Genomic DNA, 15,607 nt, shown 5'->3' on the forward strand with positions numbered 1-15,607 from the left:
CATCGTTCTAATAAATATACTTTACCTCATTTTAATAAAAGAAAACGCGTTTCAGGCCTGAGAAGGGAGATTAAGATGCCGTTTATTACAAAAATATCAACGCAAAAAAAGAATACGGAACGCTTCAATATTTTTCTGGATGATAAATACGCCTTCAGCGTGGACGCGGATGTGCTCGTGAAATTTGAGCTCAAGAAGGGAAAAGAACTCGATGATCTTGACATCATTGAGATTCAATACGGCGATGAAGTGAAGAAAGGCTTCAACCGTGCGCTTGACTTTTTATCCTATCGAATGCGGTCGACGAAAGAGGTCGAGGACCACTTAAAGAAAAAAGAAACCTCGCCCCCCGTCATTGCGGAAGTCATCCATAGGCTTAACGATTACAAGTACTTAAACGACCAGGAATTTGCCGCAGCCTATGTCAGCACTCACAAAAAAACAAACGGAAAAGGCCCTGATGTTTTGTTCAGAGAGCTAAGAGCGAAGGGAATTGATGACGATACAATTAAGGAGGCGCTAAGTTCCTTTTCCTTTGAAGATCAGACAAGAGAAGCGGTCAAGCATGTTGAAAAGCTTCTCAAAAAAGATAAAAAGCTTTCGACGAAAGAACTCAAACAGCGCGCCCAGCTGCAGCTTCAGCGCAAGGGCTTCTCATTTGATGTTATCAGCGCGGCGATGGATCAGATTGAATATGAAAATGATGAAGACACAGAGAAAGAAGCGCTGCGCCTTCACGCGGAAAAAGCGTTTAGAAAATACCGCTATGACGGCTCATATGAAAGCGCCATGAAGGTCAAACAATTTTTATTCCGCAAAGGATTCTCACTCGATTTAATCGAGCAATTACTGCAGGAAGAGGAGTACTGAAATGGAGAAACGATACAGTCAAATGACACCGCATGAACTCAATACCGAAATCGCATTACTTTCTGAAAAAGCAAGAAAAGCCGAACAGCATGGAATCATAAACGAACTGGCAGTGCTCGAACGGAAAATTACGATGGCAAAAGCATATTTGCTGAACCCGGAAGATTACTCACCGGGAGAAACATATCGTGTGGAAAACACTGAGGACGAGTTTACCATCAGTTATTTAAATGGCGTTTTCGCATGGGGATACAGGACCTCTTCCCCTCAGCAAGAGGAAGCGCTGCCAATCTCAGTATTGCAAGAAAAAGAATAAAGCGTAACAGGAGGCTGATGATCAGCCTCTTTTTGTTTGCAGCACATTTACACGAATTCTTAAAGAAAAAATCATTGAATTCACTTGAAAAATCTTTTAAGATGAAACTCGTTGTTTTTTAAAATCAAAGGAGGCGATGACGTTGAGTATCAAAAACCCATCTGTAAAATTTATTATATTTGTTCTTATGATTTGTACATTTTCAATCGGCTATACAGAATACGCGGTGATGGGTATTTTGACGTCGATTGCCAATGACTTTCATATACAGGTTTCATCCGCAGGGCTTCTTGTCACGGCTTATGCGGCAAGCGTTTGTTTGACAGGGCCGCTCGTCACCATCATTTCCGTCAAGCTTCCGAGAAAGCCTGTGCTTCTTGGGCTGATGGCGATATTTATCCTTTCCAACCTGATGAGCGCACTGGCGCCGAATTTTGCGGTATTGGCCATTTCAAGAATTTTATCTGCGTCCATTCACGGCGCTTTCTTCGCGATTGCCATGGTATTCGCAAGTGAAATGGTTCCGCCGGAAAAGCGTGCTGCAGCTGCTGCTTCAATGAACGGCGGACTGACAGTGGCTCTAATGCTTGGTGTTCCATTCGGCTCTTATCTCGGAGATGTCCTGAATTGGAGAGCGGTGTTTTCCATCATTACGGCACTTGGTGTCATCGGATTTTTAGGCCTTATGGCTGCCGTGCCGAACAGAAAACCAAAAGTGATCCCAATGCTTATGAATGAGTGGGGTGTTTTTAAACACAAACAAGTGCTGTTTTCCTTCGCGATTACCATTTTAGGCTATTCCGGTGTCTTTATCGCCTACACCTTTATCGAACCCATTTTAAGGCATTCAGCCGGATTCAGCACGGTTGGCATTACAGGTGCTCTCTTTGCGTATGGATTGGGAGGCGTTGCCGGGAATTTCTTTGCTGGAAAGGTACCGCTGCCTTTGCTGACTCGGACGATGATCGGCGTAATGATCGGTTTAATCGGTGTTCTGGCTGTATTTCCTTACATCGCCATTTACCCGGCTGCAGCCATTGTGGCAACGTTCCTATTCGGGGCATGCGCATTCGGCACGCCGCCTCTTCTGCAAACAAAGGTCATTTCCTCATCTGAGGGCGGCACAACCATTGCCGCAGCTGTCAGCGTATCAGCATTTAACCTTGCCAATGCCCTTGGTGCATGGATCGGCGGAATGATTTTAAACGGAACAGGCTCTTATTCCTGGCTGTTTGCAGGAGGTGCGCTTATGACCGCATGCGGACTTGTGCTTTCTACCTTCGCACACTTATCAGAAAAGAAGAGCGTCTACGAATATCAAGTCAATAAAGGGTAAAAACAGCTGCAGTGTATGCAGCTGTTCTTCTTTACCGTTTGCCTGAGGCTCTCATTCTTTCTTGAGGATGCTGATTGATAGATCCGTCAGCACGCTTAGAAGCATAGTCGTCCTTTGCTCTCGGTTCACCCTGAAATTTGTTTTCGTTTTCGTAAGGAAATCCTTTTTCTTTATTTCGGACCATGTCATATCCCCCTAGGTTCGAGATCAAAAAGTTGCGTCTTTTCAGATGAAGACGTAAGGTTAGTATATGGAGAACACCACGTAATAAAGCGTTATTTTTTTCCTGAAGAAAGGAGACTGCACACATGAATATGTACATTGAGAAACTGACTAATCTGCTTCTGGAAAAGAACGAGATGATCAGCTATATACAGGCAAAAACGTGGGTGGAATTGTTATGGAGCGATTTCGAAGCAACCTACGCAAAAGCCGGACACGCCTATCAAGGTGAAAAAATGACTGAAAAAATCGTCACACAATGGATTGAAAACTATGGCGGCCAGCTCCACCTTTTTCAAAGCTCCCGTAACGACGTGAATGATTACTTAAATCAAAGCAGAGGCCTTTTGCATTAAAACCTGCCGTTAACGACCGGCAGGTTTTTTCATTTTCTTAAAATTACCTTAACAGGAAGAAATCATAAACAAAACATGTTTCACCAGCCTGTCAATCAGGGAATACCACTTATATCTTGTCAAAATGCGAGGAGGAGCTTTATATGAAAAAGAAACAAGTAATGCTCGCTTTAACAGCTGCCGCAGGACTGGGTTTGACAGCACTTCATTCCGCTCCCGCAGCAAAAGCTGCGCCCCTTCACGACATATCTGTCAGCATGCCATCATCCGATACTTACATCATAAAAGCAGGAAAACTGAATGTCCGGACTGAGCCAAATCATGAAGGTGATATTCTCGGCACTGTATCATCAGAACAAAAGGTAAAAGTCGATAGGTTCGTAAATGCCGATTGGGCTCAAATTCATTTCAAAGGAAAGAAAGCATATATTTCAACTCACTTTTTAATGAAAACCGCAAGCCAAGCGAAAACAACGAAACAGACAGCCTTCTATGCACCGACGCCCGAAAATGGAAAAGCTAAACAGCTCTCATCTGGAACAGAGGTGACAATACTTGGGTGGGGATTCAGTGAAAACGGCGGATTTGACTTCACTTGGGCGTTCGTGGATTATGGCGGAGTTAAAGGCTATATTCACACAAAGGATTTACAAATGCGATAAAAAGGCAGGCCGAGGCTTGTCTTTTTGCCTATGCATGAAACATTTCTTCTTTCTGCACGTAACAATGAGAAAGGAGATGATGATATGACGGGTTTAGTCGGCGGAGGGCTTATGATCATTGCGGGCATACTGATCAAACTGTTTCCTCCCAAATCGATCAACAGTGTGTACGGGTACAGAACGAGACGCTCAATGTTAGATCAAAGATTATGGAATGAAGCGAACCGTTACAGTGCATCATTAATGATCCTGTCAGGCTTGGTGATTGCGGGAATGGGTTTGCTGCTGGGATCAAACTTGATTATTCTTCAGCTTATCCTGCTGATTGCCGCCTGTGTCATAACATTTATGCTGACGGAGAAAAGGCTGAAAATCATGACGCACAGTCAAGGAGGAGATAGAAGTGGACGGAGTTAAATGCCAGTTTGTCAATACGAACGGAATCACGCTTCACGTTGCAGCCGCAGGACGGGAAGATGGCCCGTTAATTGTCCTGCTCCATGGATTTCCTGAGTTTTGGTACGGCTGGAAAAATCAAATCAAACCGCTTGTTGATGCGGGTTACCGGGTCATTGCTCCTGATCAGCGGGGCTACAATCTCAGTGACAAACCGGAAGGAATTGATTCGTATCGGATTGATACATTAAGAGATGATATCATCGGGCTTATTACGCAATTCACTGATGAAAAAGCAATTGTCATCGGGCATGACTGGGGAGGGGCTGTTGCATGGCATTTGGCTTCCACACGCCCGGAATATCTTGAAAAACTGATCGCGATCAATATTCCGCACCCGCACGTCATGAAAACCGTAACGCCGCTTTATCCGCCGCAATGGCTGAAAAGCTCGTATATCGCATACTTCCAGCTCCCCGATATACCGGAGGCATCACTAAGGGAAAATGATTATGAAACATTAGACAAAGCGATTGGATTATCCGACCGTCCCGCGCTTTTTACATCCGAGGATGTCAGCAGGTACAAAGAAGCGTGGAAACAGCCGGGCGCGCTGACAGCTATGCTGAACTGGTACAGAGCCCTCAGAAAAGGAAGCTTGGCAGAGAAACCCTCTTACGAAACAGTACCTTACCGAATGATCTGGGGAATGGAAGACCGCTTTTTGAGCAGAAAGCTTGCGAAAGAGACGGAAAGGCATTGCCCGAATGGACATCTCATCTTTGTTGATGAAGCTTCCCATTGGATTAACCACGAAAAGCCAGCCATCGTCAATCAGCTGATTTTGGAATATCTTAAGAACCAATAAGCTAAAATTTCTCTCCATCCGTCTGTCATAATGGCAGACTTTTTCTGTGTGTTTTTTTTCATAGTCTGTTTTAAACATGACAAAATAACATTAAAAATCATGAATGTCACCATAAAATTGTAACAAAAAACAGGTTTAAACGACTTTAAAAAAAGGAATAGCCTTACTGAAGATTTGTGTAAAACTCCCCTAAGGCAATACTTAAAAAGAATAATAAAAAGAAGGTGCCTTAATGAAGCAAGGATTAATCTCGATTATTATCCCGTCTTACAATGAAGGGTATAATGTTAAACTCATTCATGAATCTTTAAAAAAGGAATTTAAAAACATTCATTATGACTATGAAATATTCTTCATAAACGACGGAAGTGTTGATGACACGCTTCAGCAGATCAAAGACTTGGCAGCGACGTGCAGCCGGGTAAAATATATATCTTTTTCTCGAAACTTTGGAAAAGAAGCCGCAATTTTGGCGGGCTTTGAGCATGTTCAGGGCGAGGCGGTTATTGTCATGGATGCCGATCTGCAGCATCCGACATATTTGCTGAAGGAATTTATCAAAGGCTACGAAGAAGGGTATGACCAAGTCATTGCCCAAAGGAACAGAAAAGGGGACAGCTTTGTCCGCTCACTCTTATCATCTATGTATTACAAGTTCATTAATAAAGCGGTGGAAGTCGATTTGCGTGACGGTGTCGGTGACTTCAGATTGTTAAGCCGCCAAGCTGTGAATGCACTTTTGAAGCTGAGCGAAGGAAACCGCTTCTCAAAAGGCCTTTTTTGCTGGATTGGCTTTGATCAGAAAATTGTATTTTATGAAAATGTCGAACGAAAAAACGGCACCTCCAAATGGTCGTTCAGCAGTCTGTTTAACTACGGAATGGACGGCGTCGTTTCATTTAATCATAAGCCGCTGAGATTATGTTTTTATACAGGCATTTTCATCCTGCTGCTTTCCATCATTTATATCATTGCCACATTCGTTAAAATTCTGACTAACGGTATTTCTGTGCCTGGGTATTTCACCATTATCTCAGCAGTGTTATTTCTCGGCGGAGTACAGCTGTTAAGCCTCGGAATTATAGGCGAATATATCGGCCGAATCTATTATGAAACAAAAAAACGCCCGCATTATTTGATCAAAGAAGCGAATATCCCGAACAAAGACCTGCCTGAAACGAACGAATTAAAAAGCATGCGGCGTCTGACAAAAATGCACTGAAAATACCAAGCGCCATTGGCAGTGCTTTTTTTGCGTGTCTATTATCTTAAAAGCAAGACTGGAGAATTTATATGAAAAGAAAACATATCATGATCTATGCGGCCAGTTTGCTGGTGTCCGTTCTGGCACACGCTTTTTTTGTGAAAGAATGGGCGGAAGGCAGGTATATGACAGGTCCGGGTGACGGGCTTGCGCAAATGATCGTATTTAAAAAATTATTATTTGACCAATATACACACGGGAATTTTTTCTACAATTATTCATTCGGACTTGGCGGCGGCACATTCAGTCAGCTCGGCTATTATTTTTCTGCGTCTTTTCTTTTTCTTGCTGTGTCCGCCGCTGTTTGGCTGCTTCAAGCCGTCCAGCTGATCGGAGAAGCGGATACGCTTTTTTGGGCTGAGTCAGCTGTTTTTATCAGTATTTTCAAATTGAGCTTGATCATCTTTACGTCCGCTTCTGTTTTTCATTATCTTCTTAAGCACAGGGCGGCATCGTTCACGGGAGCCGTGTTATACGGCGTCTCAATTATTTATTTCCGTCACGAAGCGTATTGGGAATTTTTCACCGATACAATGGTTTGGCTTCCGCTGCTTGTTTTCGGCGCAGAAAAAATTATTAGAGAGCGGCGTCCGGCGTGGTTTATCGTTGCGTGTTCGCTGACGTTAATCAATAATTTTTACTTTGCATACATAAACCTTATATTCATCGGAATCTATGTGCTGTTCAGATGGCTGATCCGTTTGGAACCACATGAAGAGAAAAGATGGATTCAAATCAGATTATTTCTGGTTTCAGGCTTCATTTCTTTTGGCATCAGTGCGGCGGCGTTTGTGCCCGTAGTATACGGTTTTTTAAACAACCTGCGCCCTCCATACAGCCAGAAAATAGAGTGGCTCAATTTCGATGATAATATCTTATTTTCGAGCCGGATCATCATTGTGCCGGCCGCTTTTCTGCTGTTTTTGTTTATTATTTCTTTTTACAAAAACCGTGTGTTTCGTCTCTTTGCCGGATTGAGCCTGCTGTTTATCCTTTTTCATTTCAGTCCGTATGCGGCAAGCGTCTTTAACGGCTTTTCCGCCCCGCAAAACCGGTTTGAATATGTTCTGGCCTTTACCATTGCGGGAGCAGCTGCGGCTGGTTTGTCACAGCTGTCTGAATTGAAACGGAAAGAACTGCTCCCGGCCGCAGCTGTCGTCCTGCTTCTTTACTTGTATCATATTCAAAGGTATAAGCTCGATATATGGAAGCCTGCGAATGAAAGTATTCTATTGCTCTTACTCATGACAATCGCAGCCTTGTTTGCTGCAGCTTTTGCGAAAAAACGGGCAAAAATGGCTGTGTACGGTATAATCATTCTTTCTTCGCTGTTTGTCGCCAACTCCTATCAAAAATACGCGCTCTCAGAAGGCGGCGATTTGGATAGTGTGACAAAAGAATATCTTACAAGTGAGGAATACAGAGGGCGGGAATCATCTGAGCTCATCAGACGTTTACAGAAGGAAGACGATGATCCGCTCATGAGAATCGACTGGATGAACGGGGTCCGCAATAATACGCCAATCATTTACGGGTTTAATGGCTTCAGCGCGTATTCCAGCATTTTAAACAAAGATCTGCTGGCCTTCTATTGGAATGATTTAAGCATCGATATGGGCAGGGAAAGCGTCAGCCGTTACGCGTCATTGGGAGACAGGGCGAATTTATACAGCCTGCTTTACGGCAAATATTATATGACCGAAAAAACAAACGAAGCCAGCGTCCCGTACGGCTTCAAAAAGCATTTAGAAACAGAGCATTATGCAGTTTATGAGAATCAGTACATGCTTCCATTCGTCAAAACAGCCGATGCCGTATACAGCGAAAGTGAGCTGGACCGATTGCCCGCTCTTGCGAAAGAACAGGCGATGCTGAAAGGAATTATATTAAAAGATCCATCAGGGAAAACGGAGCAGACACCAAAACCGTCCAATTTGATCACCAAGTCGGACATCACCGCAAAACAAGCCCAGTATCAAAACGGGCTGCTAACCGTAACTGGAGAAAACGGAGGAGAGCTGATCATCACCCCGAAACAGCCATCATCCGCTCCGGGAGACTACTATGTCAGCTTTTATTTGAAAAGCAAAGCAAAAGACAAAGGATTTACGTTAAAGGTAAATGATTATGTCACAACAAGGAAATCGAACAAATCGATATATAAAACCGGAGTAAATAATATAACGGTAAGAGTGCCTAAATCAGGCCATATCTCAATCAATCTTCCGAAAGGAACCTATGAGCTGAGAAACATAGCGCTCTATGAAGAAAATTACAAAACGCTGAAAAACGCTGTAATGCAAAATAAAACAGAGAAAGCAGACAAACTGAATTGGAACAAAAATCGACTGACCTTTGCCTATCATTTGTCAAAAGACCAGTACATCATGCTTCCCATCCCATATGAAAAAGGCTGGGAGCTGAAGATCAACGGAAAAACACAGAAGATCGAAAAAGCGGATTATGCTTTTATAGGCTTCAAGGCGCAAAAGGGAGACAATCACATTGAGCTGACTTACTATCCGCCATACTTCAAAATATCGGCGATCATATCTATCGTCAGTCTGCTGCTTGCTGTTTTTTATATAAGACGTAAAAAGCCCGGCTCTATATAGAGCCGAGCTTTAATTTTTTCTGAAGTTTTTCTTCGCTGAATATCCATCCTGTATAGGACGAACGAATCGTGAGATCATGGCCGATGTGAACAATTGCGACAAACGGATAATGGCCTTTGCTCCGATAACGCAGGTCGATAAATCTCACCTCATAATGATCTTTAAACGTATCCACTTCCCACCGGTAAACCGGAGAAAAGGACAGAAACGCCGCGATGTTATCATCCTGCTTTGCCGCATGCATTACATCGGTTTCAGGAACAGGCACCCGATTAAATGTATCCAGAATCACGACATGTCCTTCCATGCTTCTTCCTACATAGAAAGCATGTGCTGTCGTCACTGCGATTCGCCATTGCCTGAATTTCATCGTTGGAGAAATAATAATGCTTTCGATCTCATCATGAATCATCTCATGAAGCTTCCGTTTAATTCTCAGCTGCATGATCAGGCGCACCAAGTAGTAGCCTGCCAATATGATATATAAGCTGAGAAACGTGATGCCGGGACTCCCGCCTGCATACCAAATCGCGATAGCTGCCAGATGGCTGATAAAAATAAACGGATCAAACGTATTAATCAGCCCGAGCGCAACCCATTTTTTCGAAAACGGACGAATGGCTTGTGTTCCATAGGCGTTGAATATATCAACAAAGACATGCAGAACGACTGCCAGCAGTGTCCACAGCCACAGGTGCAGAAAATCGGCCTGAGGATAAAATAAATACAGAATCGCCGGGATGATGACAGACCAAAACAAAACGGCGGGAATTGAATGGGTAAATCCTCTGTGATTCCTTATATAAACAGCATTGTTTTTAAGCTTTAACACAGTATCAATATCCGGAGCCTGAGAGCCCGCAAGCGTTGCGATCATAACAGCGTGAGCCATTGCCGGATCTGATCCGACAACAGGATCAAGCGTCGCAATACCGCCCAGTGCGATGCCCATAACGACATGTGTGCCCGTATCCATAGGTGACCTCCTTGCAGGATGATCCTGCACATTCACTTTGTAAGAAATTCCCCATTTTCATATACCCAATTTTTAAACTGATTCAATCGTTCTCATATGTTTCCGCTTTTTCTTTATTACTATTTAATGTAACATATTATCGTACTGTGCCCTTAGTGTACAACAAAAAACAGTCTAAAGAAAAGCGGGGCGCGAAAGACTGGGGAGAAACACATATGAACGTACTTGAAGACAAATTAAAACAAAAAGACATACAGCAATTTCGCGATGATTTAATCTCATGGTTTGAACGAGAGCAGCGCGTTTTGCCGTGGAGAGAGGACCAAGATCCATATAAGGTGTGGGTATCTGAAGTGATGCTGCAGCAAACGAGAGTAGAGACAGTGATTCCTTACTTTCTCCGGTTTGTAGAACAATTCCCGACAGTGGAAGCGCTCGCTGATGCTGATGAAGAAAAGGTGCTGAAAGCATGGGAAGGGCTCGGCTATTATTCGCGAGTCAGAAACCTGCAAAGCGCGGTAAAAGAAGTGAAACAGGAATACGGCGGCATTGTCCCTCCAGACGAGAAAGATTTTGGCGGGTTAAAAGGCGTCGGCCCTTATACAAAGGGAGCGGTGCTCAGCATTGCCTACAATAAACCCATTCCCGCGGTTGACGGAAATGTGATGCGTGTCATGTCCAGAATTCTTTCTATTTGGGATGATATTGCCAAACCAAAAACAAGAACGATCTTTGAAGACGCCATACGAGCTTTTATTTCCAAAGAAAAACCATCTGAATTTAATCAGGGCTTGATGGAGCTTGGAGCCTTGATCTGTACGCCAAAATCACCCTCATGCCTGCTATGCCCGGTTCAGCAGCATTGCTCAGCATTTGAAGAAGGCACTGAACGGGAGCTTCCGGTAAAAAGCAAAAAGAAAAAGCCCGGGATCAAAACCATGGCTGCGATCGTACTGACTGATGAAGACGGACAAGTGTATATCCACAAACGGCCGTCTAAAGGTTTGCTCGCCAACCTGTGGGAATTCCCTAATCTTGAAACACAAAAAGGGATCAAAACTGAGCGTGAACAGCTCATTGCTTTCTTAGAAAACGAATATGGCATACAAGCTGATATCAGTGATCTGCAAGGTGTAGTCGAGCATGTTTTCACCCACCTGGTATGGAATATTTCAGTGTTTTTCGGTAAAGTAAAACAAGTGTCGGATACCAGCGAGCTGAAAAAAGTAACGAAAGAAGAGCTCGAACAATTTGCGTTCCCGGTGTCACATCAAAAAATCTGGAAGATGGCAGTAGAAGCAGCCGCCATCTCGGCTGCTCCGTAAACCATTCTTAATCGTAAGATACGCGCGTGCCGTGGCTGTAGTCCGCTTCATTGCGCTTCATTCCGCCGCGCGCTTCAATTTCTTGCGTTAATTCCCGGTATTTTGATTGGCCTTCTTCGTTCAAATAAGGCATAATTTGCTGAAAGGCATGATGAAAATAAGCGAGTTCACTGTTCTTCCAATCTTTTTTGGAAACCATGTTCAATTCGCTCATATCACGTCCGACATACATAACAGAAGACCCCCTTTAAAGTTCTTGCCATTATTGTTTGTGGAAATAAAAGAACTATACGCTACAAGGAGATGAGGAAAAATGGAACAAAATAAATGTGCACTCGTAACAGGTAGCAGCCGCGGTGTCGGAAAAGCGGCCGCGATCAGACTTGCTGAGAACGGCTATAACATCGTCATTAACTATGCACGCAGCAAAAAAGCAGCATTAGAAACAGCGGAAGAAATCGAAAAGCTTGGCGTTAAAGTGCTTGTCGTAAAAGCAAACGTAGGACAGCCTGCAAAAATCAAAGAAATGTTTCAGCAAATTGATGAAACGTTCGGCAGACTTGATGTTTTTGTCAATAATGCCGCATCTGGAGTACTAAGACCTGTCATGGAATTAGAAGAAACACACTGGGACTGGACGATGAACATTAATGCGAAAGCATTGCTTTTCTGCGCTCAGGAAGCTGCCAAGCTAATGGAGAAGAACGGTGGCGGGCATATTGTCAGCATTAGTTCATTAGGCTCTATCCGCTATCTTGAAAACTACACCACGGTCGGTGTATCAAAAGCAGCGTTAGAGGCTTTAACCCGTTATCTTGCCGTTGAGCTTTCACCAAAACAAATTATCGTCAATGCTGTTTCAGGCGGAGCGATCGACACAGATGCGCTGAAACACTTCCCGAATAGAGAAGATCTGCTTGAGGATGCGCGCCAAAACACGCCGGCGGGACGCATGGTCGAAATTAAAGACATGGTTGATACTGTTGAGTTTCTAGTGTCTTCCAAGGCTGACATGATCCGCGGACAGACAATTATCGTTGACGGCGGACGTTCACTGCTGGTTTAAAAATTTTTAAAAAAGAGGAATAGCTATACGATCACCTGCACATTCTAATGACCGTGGAGGTGATAACAATGGCTAACTCAAATAACTTCAGCAAAACAAACGCTCAACAAGTTAGAAAACAAAACCAACAATCAGCTGCTGGTCAAGGTCAATTCGGCACTGAATTTGCTAGCGAAACAAACGCTCAGCAAGTCAGAAAACAAAACCAGCAATCAGCTGGCCAACAAGGTCAATTCGGCACTGAATTCGCTAGTGAAACTGACGTACAGCAGGTAAGACAGCAAAACCAATCTGCTGAACAAAACAAACAACAAAACAGCTAATCACTGAAACAGAAAAAAGCACTTCATCTTCGGGTGGAAGTGCTTTTTTCTGTTTGAAAAACGACAAAACTTGTGGAAGGTCTACAGAATGAGTCAAAGGGTTTGCTTTATGGAGATCGAAATGATTAAAGGAGGAAATGTTTATACTTTCATCAGGCTGAAGGAGGAACCGATGACGGAATTTGAAAAGCTGGTAAGTGAACAGATGAAAACGATGGATAAGCTTCTCGATCTCCAATCAGAGCTCGACCGCTGCAAACAAATTGAGGCGGAACTCCGGCATTTGGAAAGGGATGCAAGGCTGCGTGGGATTCAGGCTGAAATTGCGGTAAAACGGAAACACCTTGCCGATATACAGGATATGTTTCAAAAGCAGACAGAGCAGGTCATTCGTTCATATCGCAGCTCAGAAAAGCCGTCTTCCTTTGTGTAGTGCAGGAATGTGCCATTCCCCGGCCGGAATGGCTCTTTTATTTTCATTTTTCAATTTGTAACGTTATAATAGGTAAAAGACGTTGTCGGTAAGCAAATTTGGACATACTAACTGTAGGGCTTTATAGAAAGTAGGGGAGAAATATGGGCTATCCCAAGGAAGGAGAAACCATTCAAATTCACAGCTATAAGCACAACGGGCTGATTCATAGAATTTGGAATGAGACAACAATCTTAAAAAGTACAGAAATGTGTGTCATCGGAGCCAATGACCGGACGATGGTAACCGAATCAGACGGCCGGACATGGATAACCAGAGAGCCCGCAATCTGTTATTTTCACGCAAGACAATGGTTTAATGTCATCGGGATGCTGAGGGAAGACGGGGTTCATTATTATTGCAACATCAGTTCTCCGTTTGCCTATGATGGCGAAGCAATTAAATATATTGATTATGACTTAGATGTTAAGGTTTTTCCTGACATGACCTACAATATTCTCGATGAAGACGAATATGATGATCATCGGAAAGCCATGAATTATCCAAAAGAAATCGACAGTATTTTAAGAGACTACTTAAATACGCTGCTCCATTGGATTCACCAGCGTCAGGGACCGTTTGCGCCCGAGTTTGTCGATATGTGGTATGAACGGTATTTGCGCTACACAAAATAATGGTTACGTAAAAACCTGTTGCGGGGTACAACAGGTTTTTCACATGGGCTCACACACATCATGATAAAGAGAGAGGGGGAATCAACGTGGGGGTTATGAAACGCTACATGCAATTCGTCAAACCTTATAAGAAGCAAATTTTCGTTACAGTGTTAATCGGGATCGTAAAATTCTCCATTCCGCTTGCTCTCCCATTGCTTCTGAAGTACGTAGTTGACGACATTATTCAAGGAGGCGGCACGGCTAGTGACAAAACAACGTCATTGTTCACGATTATGGCGATCATGTTCGCCTTATTTTTAATTTTGCGCCCGCCTGTTGAATATTACCGGCAATATTTTGCCCAGTGGACTGCCAGCAAGGTGCTTTATGACATAAGAGCTAAGCTGTTTGACCATATACAAAAACTGAGCCTGCGTTTTTACGCGAATACAAGAACAGGAGAAGTCATTTCCCGAGTGATTAATGATGTAGAACAAACAAAGGATTTCGTTATCACAGGGCTGATGAATATATGGCTCGATATGCTGACGATTTTGATTGTAATCTCGATCATGCTCACACTGGACGTTAAATTAACGCTGATCTCTATCGTATTATTCCCATTATACGGAATATCAGTGAAGTATTTTTACGGCCGTTTACGAAAGCTGACAAGGGAGCGCTCACAGGCTCTTGCTCAAGTGCAGGGGCATTTGCACGAACGCATTCAAGGCATGCCTGTCATCAGAAGCTTTGCGATAGAAGATCATGAACAGGCTCAATTTAATGAGAAAAACGGGCATTTCTTAGATAAAGCCATCCGCCACACGAATTGGAACGCCAAAACCTTTGCGGTCGTTAATACCATTACAGATTTGGCGCCGCTCATCGTCATAGCGTGCGCCGGGTATTTTGTCATTAATGGACCGCTGACAGTCGGAACAATGGTCGCGTTTGTCGGATATATTGACAGAATGTACAACCCTGTTAGAAGGCTGATCAATTCCTCTACAACATTGACACAGTCAATCGCATCAATGGACAGGGTGTTTGAATTTATTGACGAGCCCTATGAACTCACTGACAAACCAAATGCGATAAAGGCCGATCAGATTCGCGGAGGAGTGGAGTTTCAAAACGTTTCGTTTCAATATGAGAAGGACAAAGAAAATATTCTTCATGATGTATCCTTAAAAGTAAATAGAGGAGAAACTGTAGCTCTCGTCGGCATGAGCGGAGGAGGAAAATCAACGCTCGTCAGCCTGATCCCAAGATTTTATGATGTAACAAGCGGCAGACTGCTGATTGATGGGACGGATATTCGCGATTATGAAGCAAGAAGCCTTCGCAACCAGGTTGGTATGGTGCTTCAGGATACCTTTTTATTTAGTGAAACGATTCGGGAAAATATCGCGATCGGCAAGCCTGATGCCACACTTGAAGAGATAATCGAAGCCGCCAAAGCTGCAAATGCCCATGAATTTATCATGAGTTTTCCAGAAGGATATGAGACCCGGGTGGGAGAACGTGGCGTTAAGCTTTCAGGCGGACAAAAGCAGCGGATCTCAATTGCGCGGGTATTCCTGAAAAATCCGCCGCTCCTCATTTTAGATGAAGCTACATCAGCTCTGGATTTGGAAAGTGAGCATTACATTCAAGAAGCGATGGACAAACTGGCGAAGGATAGAACAACTTTTGTTGTCGCCCACCGTTTATCGACAATCACCCATGCGGATAAGATTGTTGTCATGGAAAACGGCACAATCATTGAAATCGGAACCCATAATGAACTCATGGACTATGAGAGCCAGTACAAGCACTTATTTACCATTCAAAATTTGAACTAAAACATCAATCTTATATCCTTTTAACGAAGGATATAAGATTTTTTTGTATATAAAAAAACCCGGCTGTTTAACCGGG

18 protein-coding genes are annotated in these 15,607 nt (G+C 43.5%); 15 read left to right on the forward strand and 3 right to left on the reverse strand.

The window, feature by feature from the left end; genetic code table 11:
* Nucleotides 1-75 precede the first annotated feature (75 nt).
* The 3 genes from recX (at nucleotide 76) to MKY50_RS04635 (ending at nucleotide 2,522) form a co-directional block, all read left to right on the forward strand.
* A complete protein-coding gene (gene recX / locus MKY50_RS04625; RefSeq protein ID WP_003243354.1) occupies nucleotides 76-870 on the forward strand; it encodes a recombination regulator RecX in 795 nt (264 codons plus the stop codon).
* A 1-nt stretch (nucleotide 871) separates the two neighbouring features.
* Nucleotides 872-1,186: a YfhH family protein gene (locus tag MKY50_RS04630; protein ID WP_003244592.1), complete on the forward strand. Its 315-nt coding sequence runs from the start codon at nucleotides 872-874 to the stop codon at nucleotides 1,184-1,186.
* A gap of 142 nt (nucleotides 1,187-1,328) precedes the next feature.
* Nucleotides 1,329-2,522, forward strand: a complete 1,194-nt coding sequence (locus MKY50_RS04635; RefSeq protein ID WP_003243500.1) for an MFS transporter — start codon at nucleotides 1,329-1,331, stop codon at nucleotides 2,520-2,522.
* A gap of 31 nt (nucleotides 2,523-2,553) precedes the next feature.
* Here MKY50_RS04635 and MKY50_RS04640 read toward each other — a convergent pair whose 3' ends face one another.
* Nucleotides 2,554-2,706, reverse strand: coding sequence for a small, acid-soluble spore protein K (locus tag MKY50_RS04640; protein ID WP_003223241.1), 153 nt, complete (start codon nucleotides 2,704-2,706; stop codon nucleotides 2,554-2,556).
* Between the two features lie 124 nt (nucleotides 2,707-2,830).
* Here MKY50_RS04640 and MKY50_RS04645 point away from each other — a divergent pair, with 124 nt between their 5' ends.
* The 6 genes from MKY50_RS04645 to MKY50_RS04670 all read left to right on the forward strand — a co-directional run bounded on the left by MKY50_RS04645 (nucleotide 2,831) and on the right by MKY50_RS04670 (nucleotide 8,905).
* Entirely contained in the window at nucleotides 2,831-3,100 is a 270-nt protein-coding gene (locus tag MKY50_RS04645; protein ID WP_003243789.1) for a YfhJ family protein, read from the forward strand.
* 143 nt (nucleotides 3,101-3,243) lie between these two features.
* Nucleotides 3,244-3,762 (forward strand): SH3 domain-containing protein, encoded by a 519-nt coding sequence (locus MKY50_RS04650; protein ID WP_014479218.1) that lies wholly within the window; start codon nucleotides 3,244-3,246, stop codon nucleotides 3,760-3,762.
* Nucleotides 3,763-3,846: 84 nt separating this feature from the next.
* The gene (gene spdL / locus MKY50_RS04655) at nucleotides 3,847-4,179 is read left to right on the forward strand and encodes an SdpC immunity protein SpdL (RefSeq protein ID WP_167408000.1); all 333 of its coding nucleotides are present in this window, start codon (nucleotides 3,847-3,849) and stop codon (nucleotides 4,177-4,179) included.
* Entirely contained in the window at nucleotides 4,166-5,026 is an 861-nt protein-coding gene (gene ephM, locus MKY50_RS04660) for an epoxide hydrolase EphM (protein ID WP_076458543.1), read from the forward strand. The genes spdL and ephM overlap by 14 nt, the downstream gene beginning before the upstream one ends.
* Before the next feature lie 232 nt (nucleotides 5,027-5,258).
* Nucleotides 5,259-6,248 (forward strand): glycosyltransferase family 2 protein, encoded by a 990-nt coding sequence (locus MKY50_RS04665; RefSeq protein ID WP_003244113.1) that lies wholly within the window; start codon nucleotides 5,259-5,261, stop codon nucleotides 6,246-6,248.
* A 71-nt stretch (nucleotides 6,249-6,319) separates the two neighbouring features.
* Nucleotides 6,320-8,905 carry a YfhO family protein gene (locus MKY50_RS04670; protein WP_341116234.1) on the forward strand — a complete coding sequence of 862 codons (2,586 nt, stop codon included), beginning with the start codon at nucleotides 6,320-6,322 and terminating at the stop codon, nucleotides 8,903-8,905.
* Here MKY50_RS04670 and MKY50_RS04675 read toward each other — a convergent pair.
* Nucleotides 8,898-9,881 (reverse strand): metal-dependent hydrolase, encoded by a 984-nt coding sequence (locus MKY50_RS04675; RefSeq protein ID WP_014476212.1) that lies wholly within the window; start codon nucleotides 9,879-9,881, stop codon nucleotides 8,898-8,900. The two genes, MKY50_RS04670 and MKY50_RS04675, sit on opposite strands and share 8 nt — an antisense overlap.
* Nucleotides 9,882-10,096: 215 nt before the next feature.
* Here MKY50_RS04675 and mutY point away from each other — a divergent pair, with 215 nt between their 5' ends.
* Entirely contained in the window at nucleotides 10,097-11,206 is a 1,110-nt protein-coding gene (gene mutY / locus MKY50_RS04680) for an A/G-specific adenine glycosylase (RefSeq protein WP_015252513.1), read from the forward strand.
* A gap of 7 nt (nucleotides 11,207-11,213) precedes the next feature.
* Here mutY and MKY50_RS04685 read toward each other — a convergent pair whose 3' ends face one another.
* Complete coding sequence (locus MKY50_RS04685; protein WP_003233542.1) at nucleotides 11,214-11,438, reverse strand: hypothetical protein; 225 nt, start codon at nucleotides 11,436-11,438, stop codon at nucleotides 11,214-11,216.
* Between the two features lie 81 nt (nucleotides 11,439-11,519).
* On the opposite strand from MKY50_RS04685, the gene fabL reads away from it, so the two are divergent.
* The 5 genes from fabL to MKY50_RS04710 all read left to right on the forward strand — a co-directional run bounded on the left by fabL (nucleotide 11,520) and on the right by MKY50_RS04710 (nucleotide 15,531).
* Nucleotides 11,520-12,272, forward strand: coding sequence for an enoyl-[acyl-carrier-protein] reductase FabL (gene fabL / locus MKY50_RS04690; RefSeq protein WP_003223262.1), 753 nt, complete (start codon nucleotides 11,520-11,522; stop codon nucleotides 12,270-12,272).
* 68 nt (nucleotides 12,273-12,340) lie between these two features.
* Complete coding sequence (gene sspE, locus MKY50_RS04695) at nucleotides 12,341-12,595, forward strand: gamma type acid-soluble spore protein SspE (RefSeq protein ID WP_014476214.1); 255 nt, start codon at nucleotides 12,341-12,343, stop codon at nucleotides 12,593-12,595.
* Between the two features lie 172 nt (nucleotides 12,596-12,767).
* Nucleotides 12,768-13,028, forward strand: coding sequence for a YgaB family protein (locus MKY50_RS04700; protein WP_003242708.1), 261 nt, complete (start codon nucleotides 12,768-12,770; stop codon nucleotides 13,026-13,028).
* Between the two features lie 143 nt (nucleotides 13,029-13,171).
* Entirely contained in the window at nucleotides 13,172-13,702 is a 531-nt protein-coding gene (ntdP, locus tag MKY50_RS04705; protein WP_003223272.1) for a nucleoside tri-diphosphate phosphatase, read from the forward strand.
* A gap of 86 nt (nucleotides 13,703-13,788) precedes the next feature.
* On the forward strand, nucleotides 13,789-15,531 hold the full coding sequence (locus MKY50_RS04710; RefSeq protein ID WP_341116236.1) for an ABC transporter ATP-binding protein: 1,743 nt from the start codon (nucleotides 13,789-13,791) through the stop codon (nucleotides 15,529-15,531).
* Nucleotides 15,532-15,607 lie beyond the last annotated feature (76 nt).

The organism is Bacillus sp. FSL R7-0685 (genome assembly GCF_038002425.1).
Classification (GTDB): domain Bacteria; phylum Bacillota; class Bacilli; order Bacillales; family Bacillaceae; genus Bacillus; species Bacillus subtilis.